The sequence below is a fragment of the Corallococcus exercitus genome (genome assembly GCF_003611585.1).
Lineage (GTDB): Bacteria > Myxococcota > Myxococcia > Myxococcales > Myxococcaceae > Corallococcus > Corallococcus exercitus.
In genome coordinates this window covers 1-5,090 of the sequence record NZ_RAVW01000565.1, presented here as the reverse complement: position 1 = coordinate 5,090, position 5,090 = coordinate 1, and the positions used below count along the sequence as shown (strand labels likewise).

Below are 5,090 nucleotides of genomic sequence, written 5' to 3'. Positions count from 1 at the left end.
TCTTCCACGACCTCAAGCGCTTTCGCGCCGCCGCCACCCGCTACGACAAGACGGCGACCTGCTACCTCGCTGTCCTCCACGTCGCTTCCATGCTTCTCTGGCTGCGTTAATCAGGGACAGCCCCTAGCGGGCCTGGCTACGCTCGGGTTGTGCTCCGAGCACGGGCCCGGCCCGGACGCGGCGGAACAGCCGCCCCGGCGAGGCGATGGTCTGTCAGCAGGGCCCGTCGGTCGGCCAGGCATGGATTGGGGCACACCAGCAGGTGCTCTGGACAGCTTGGTGGGTATCCGGCGCCGCTCCTCAAACCATACACCTGCCATAAGCAAGACAAAACCATGGCACTTGCAGCCCATTGGAATTCAGACTCCAAATGACAGAGTCCTGGATCAGAGGGGGATCCCGTCCGCCTCCCAACGGCTCACACAGAAGAGGAGTCCAAACAGTGAGACCCTATCGACTGACCGTCACGGCGGCACTCGTAACTGGATTCCTCTCATCCGCACAACCGGCGTCCGCACAGCCTGCGCTCCCCGCTCCATGGGAACGTGGCGCCTCGCTGCGTCTGCTCCTTCCGCCGCGATCGCAGGCGCACGCCTGGCAATCCGAATCTCCCACGCCCGAGGCCCCCGCGTCCGAGCCACCGGGGGACGGATCCTCCTCGCCAATCGGGACGCTCCTGCTGAGCGGTGTTCCGCTGAAGCTCGGCGCCAGTATCACCCTACGCTACGAGTACACAGAGACCTCGGACCTGACGGATCAGTTCCGAGGCGACGCCTCGGCGAACGGGTTGCGGTATCGCCTGCGGCTGGGCGCGGAGTTCGGGGCACAGTCGGCCCCGCTCAGGGGCGGCATTCGCATCAGCGCATCACAGACACCCAACCCCGCCGTGGAGTTCTCGCCGCTGGGCAACGCATTCCGCCCCCAGGACATTGGCTTCGACCAGGCGTGGGTCACCGTTCGCCCATTCGCCAGGCGCGAACTGCTTTCCTTCAGCTTCGGCAAGATCCCCAACCCCTTCTGGCGCGGTCAGGTGGGGACCTGGCGCTCGGAGATGGTCTGGGACAATGACATCAGCCCGTCCGGGGTGGCGCTGCACGTACGGCCCTTCGACGGCCCGGATTTCAAGCTGGAGAATGTCGCCTCCTATTTCCAGCTGAACGAGATCGAGGATCTGCGCTTCATCGGCAAGACGGGCATCACCTCCCTGATTGCGGACCAACTGACCGTGACGACCCGTTGGGTGACGGCGGCAGTGGCCTTCTATGACTACGAGAACCTGAACGCCGGCCTGTCTGCATCCAGGACTCCAGCCAACGCATTCCTGCTCCGTCCAGGCCTCTTCATGACCAACAACCACATCAACTACGGACCCGGCGCCGAGGGGTTCGTGACCGATGCGTTCCGGATGGTGAATGCCACCGCGCAGCTCCACTTCCCGATCAGCGCGCCCTCGGTCGGAAACCCAGAGGTGTTCCTGCTGGCGGACTACATCCACAACTTCGAGGTGCCCATGGACCGCGACGGCATCCGGGTCACCGCTGGAGTCCACATGGGGGACGAGCAGGGCCGCTTGCAGCCACTGAACCTCTGGATGACGTACGGCTCCGTCGACGCGGATGCGGTGCTGGCGACGTTCGCCGACTCGGATCTCGGCGCCGGCTCGGACTACTCGGGCCTACAGGCGGGCATCAACTATCAGCTCCTGCGGCACCTGCGTGCCCAGTTCCAGTTCAACCACTACGACGGGAGCCCACTCCAGGAGAACACGGTTCAGCGCGTGTTCGTGGATCTCCTCGGTGATTTCTAGCATGAGGCAGGAGGCTGGAATGCGTGCACTGTGTGTTGGATTGATGTTGTCCATCATTGGGTGCTCCAAGGGTGACGTGGTCGAGTCGCCGGAGCTTGAGGCGCAGCGTGACCTCCTGGGCATTGCAACACCAGGGGATCCAAGCCGGCTACAGCCCGTCGAACTGCATCCGCGTGCCGGCTTCGGTGCAGCCCCAGACTACGAGTCCCTGGGCTACCCGAATGCATCGCCTGAAGTCATGGCGCTCCTGGATTCGACCAGTCCAGACAGCCCACTTCATTTCTTCATCACGCCCCACACCGACGCCGAGGGCGTGGGGCCGCTGTTCAATCAGCGCGCCTGCCTCGGCTGCCACACCAACTCGGAGGACGTCCGGTCGAACATCGAGCAGGGCGGTATCGTCGTCAGCCCGCCAGCCGACTTCACCCTCACGAACACGCCGGCATCGCGCGCCGCGAGACAGGGCAACACGGATCATTCCAAAATCACCAAGGAGACTGGCAACCCGCCCACGGCGGCGTTCACGCTCTATGGCAATTACTCGCCAGGGACGGGCTCCTTCGATCCCATCGCGAGCCTGGGGGGCCCGCTGCAGCACGTCCAGTCCGTCGGGATGTGCCGCATCAACGACCTGCCGTCACTGGCCAGGGACCCCAGCCTGCAGGGCGGGCTCGATCCCGTGACCGGCCTGAGCCCACTCGGGCTGCGCCGGGAGGTGGGCGAGAGAGCAGCGCCCCCGTACATCGGCCGGGGCCTGATGGAAGCGATCCTCGCTGACGACATCGTGGCCAACGACGACCTCGCGGACAAGCTCGCATTCACTTCGTCGCTGTCACCACCGCCCGATCCAGCCATCTGCCCTGGGGACTGCATTTCCGGCCGGCACAACGAGAATCGCGCCGACCTCAGCTTCGTCGGAGGTGACCCGAGAATGCGAGTTTCTCGCTTTGGCCTGCGTGCCGCCGGCCCGACGCTGCTGCAGTTCGTCGTGGGCGGACTCCAGGGGGAGCTCGGGCTCACCAGTCCCTTCATGCCGACGGAGCAGCCGAACGTGGACAACGCCGGGAACACCTGCGACGCGGTTCCCGACCCGGAGCTCAAGACCGACGTGGCGCTCCGCCTTCGCGATCTGATCCGCAACATCGCGCCGCCCATGCACGATGCTTCGCTCTACGAAACCCCGCCGGTGAGCCAGACCGCCATCGACGTGCAGGCTGGCGCCAGGCTGTTCGGCGTCGACCTCGCCGCCTTCCAGAGCCGGATGATTCCAGGCAGGGAGCCGGTTGGATTCGGAGACCCCGACGCGGACAAGGGCATCGCGGGGGATCGCATGCTCGGCTGTGTCACCTGCCATATCCCCATCATGAAGACGGGCACCTCCCCCGCGAAGCTCGGTGCCGAGCACCTCTCCAATCGCTGGGCGCCCATCTTCTCGGACCTGCTCATCCATCAGAATCCAGAGCTGCCCAAGGGGATCCGGTCGCGTCTGAGACCGTCCATTCCTGGCAACATCAACCGCGATCTCACCGACTTCGCCATCCCGCCAGCGGTGACCGGCATTGGCAACGGCGCCGAGTTCCGCACACCGCCCCTGATGGGGCTTGGCAAGGTGGGTCCGCCGTTCTGGCACGACGGGCGCGTGTATCTGAACGTCATCGGGGCCAGGAGCTATCCAGGGGATCCTCCGACGCCGCCGGCCTCGACGGTGTTCACCAGCGCCGACGAGGGAACCCGCACGCTGTCCATCACCAGCGTAGAGCTGGCGGTCCTCGCGGCCATCGAACTCCATGACCTCCCCGCGCCACCCGGCAACGACTACGCGCAGTGCCCCACGGTCGCGGAGGGCATGGACTTCTGCTCCCGCCAGAGCAGGTACCGAGGCGAGGCACGCAACGTGATGGAGAAGTTCCGAGCCTTGACGACCGCGCAGCAACTCCAGGTCGTGAGGTTCCTCCTCGCCCTCTGACCCGCCCTTCCCCTGGCACTGGGGGCGCACGCAGGCGCCTGAACACCGCCTGCACACGGAAGCCTAGAGGTGATCTCAGAATTGCCTCAAGAGGATGAGGATGCACCCGAGGTGGAGGAAGCCGAGGAAGTTCTCCACCTTCACCTCGTAGCGCGTCACGAGGCGACGGAAGTTCTGGAGCCAGGCGAAGAGTCGCTCCACCTTCCATCGCCTTCGGTACCGGCGGAGCTCACGCCTGTCCTGCGTCTTCGTCTTGCGCCCGCGGCGGTGCGGGGCAATCAGCTTCACTCCGCGCTCGTGCCACAATCGCTCGTCGAGCTTGTCGGCGTCATAGGCCTTGTCGCCGATGAGCCGCTCGGGAAGCTCGTCGATGAGGCTTTCGTCGAGCGTGGCTTCGAGGAGCTTGGTTTCGTGGGGAGAAGCGCTTGCCGCGCCAATGGCGAGAGGAAGACCAGCGCCGTCTGCAGCTGCCATGACCTTCGTCCCCTTGCCCCGCTTCGTCTTGCCGACGCAGGGCCCCCCTTTTTCGCCGAGGCGAAGAACGCGTCGACGAAGCCTTCCTCCAGGTCGAAACCTCCGCGCTCCTTGAGGTCCAGGGCCAAGGCACGCAGGACGGCGCGGAAGGTGCCGTCTTTCACCCAGCCCTGGAACCAGCGGTGGACCGTCTTGTAGGGCGGGTACTTCTCCCTCGGCAGCTCACTCCACTGCGCGCCGGTCCGCAGAATCCACAGGATGCCGTCCCACAGCGCACGAGAGGGCGTAGGCGTTCGCCCGGGCCGGTCCTCCCGCTTCAACTTCCGCGCCGGGAGGAGCGGCTCAATCAGGTTCCACTGTTCATCCGTCAGGTCCACCGGTCAGCTTCGAACATGGCCATCCCCTTCATGTCGATCAGCGGCCCGGCCTGCGCCCTCATGCCTGCTCGCTCAATTTCGAGACCGGCTCTAGCGCCTGACGCGAGAATGGCGCACTCGCGTCCAGGTCGGTCGACCGGCGGGGGTGGTGGGAATATAAGCCCCCCTGGCCCTGTGCCCTGCACGGTGGGCCAGTCCCGGACGACGAAGGAGCACGCGCGCGTGGCAAGCGACGGCGAAAAGAACTCGCGGGGGGAACCCACCTTCGCCCAGGCCATCCTGGGGGAGGACACCCTGACGTCTTCATGGGCGAAGAAGTGGCTGGCCCTGTCCTTCAGTACGCGCGTGGTCCTGGCGACCGCGGGCTTCGCGGCGCTGCTCTTCGTGCCCTACCTGGGCGCCGTCGGACTGTGGGACCCCTGGGAGACGCACTACGGCGAAGTGGGCCGGCAGATGATCCAGCGCA

At 65.7% G+C, this 5,090-nt stretch carries 3 protein-coding genes and 1 pseudogene; 3 read left to right on the top strand and 1 reads right to left on the bottom strand.

The genetic code is table 11. The features are described 5' to 3' along the window. Positions 1-442 precede the first annotated feature (442 nt). Positions 443-1,807: a putative porin gene (locus tag D7W79_RS38610; RefSeq protein ID WP_158617160.1), complete on the top strand. Its 1,365-nt coding sequence runs from the start codon at positions 443-445 to the stop codon at positions 1,805-1,807. Positions 1,808-1,826: 19 nt separating this feature from the next. Next, positions 1,827-3,773 (top strand): di-heme oxidoredictase family protein, encoded by a 1,947-nt coding sequence (locus D7W79_RS38605; RefSeq protein WP_158617159.1) that lies wholly within the window; start codon positions 1,827-1,829, stop codon positions 3,771-3,773. Positions 3,774-3,848: 75 nt separating this feature from the next. On the opposite strand, the gene D7W79_RS38600 is transcribed toward D7W79_RS38605, so the two are convergent. After that, a protein-coding gene (locus D7W79_RS38600) for an IS5 family transposase (protein WP_208729953.1) occupies positions 3,849-4,624 on the bottom strand; the annotation gives its coding sequence in 2 pieces (ribosomal slippage) (positions 3,849-4,282 and positions 4,282-4,624; 777 coding nt in all). 222 nt (positions 4,625-4,846) lie between these two features. Here D7W79_RS38600 and D7W79_RS38595 point away from each other — a divergent pair. After that, a pseudogene (locus tag D7W79_RS38595) lies at positions 4,847-5,090 on the top strand (ArnT family glycosyltransferase); the annotation flags it as partial.

Coding starts and splice junctions, on each gene's coding strand:
- D7W79_RS38605 (WP_158617159.1), top strand. CDS start 1,827: ATGCGTGCACTGTGTGTTGGATTGATGTTGTCCATCATTGGGTGCTCC.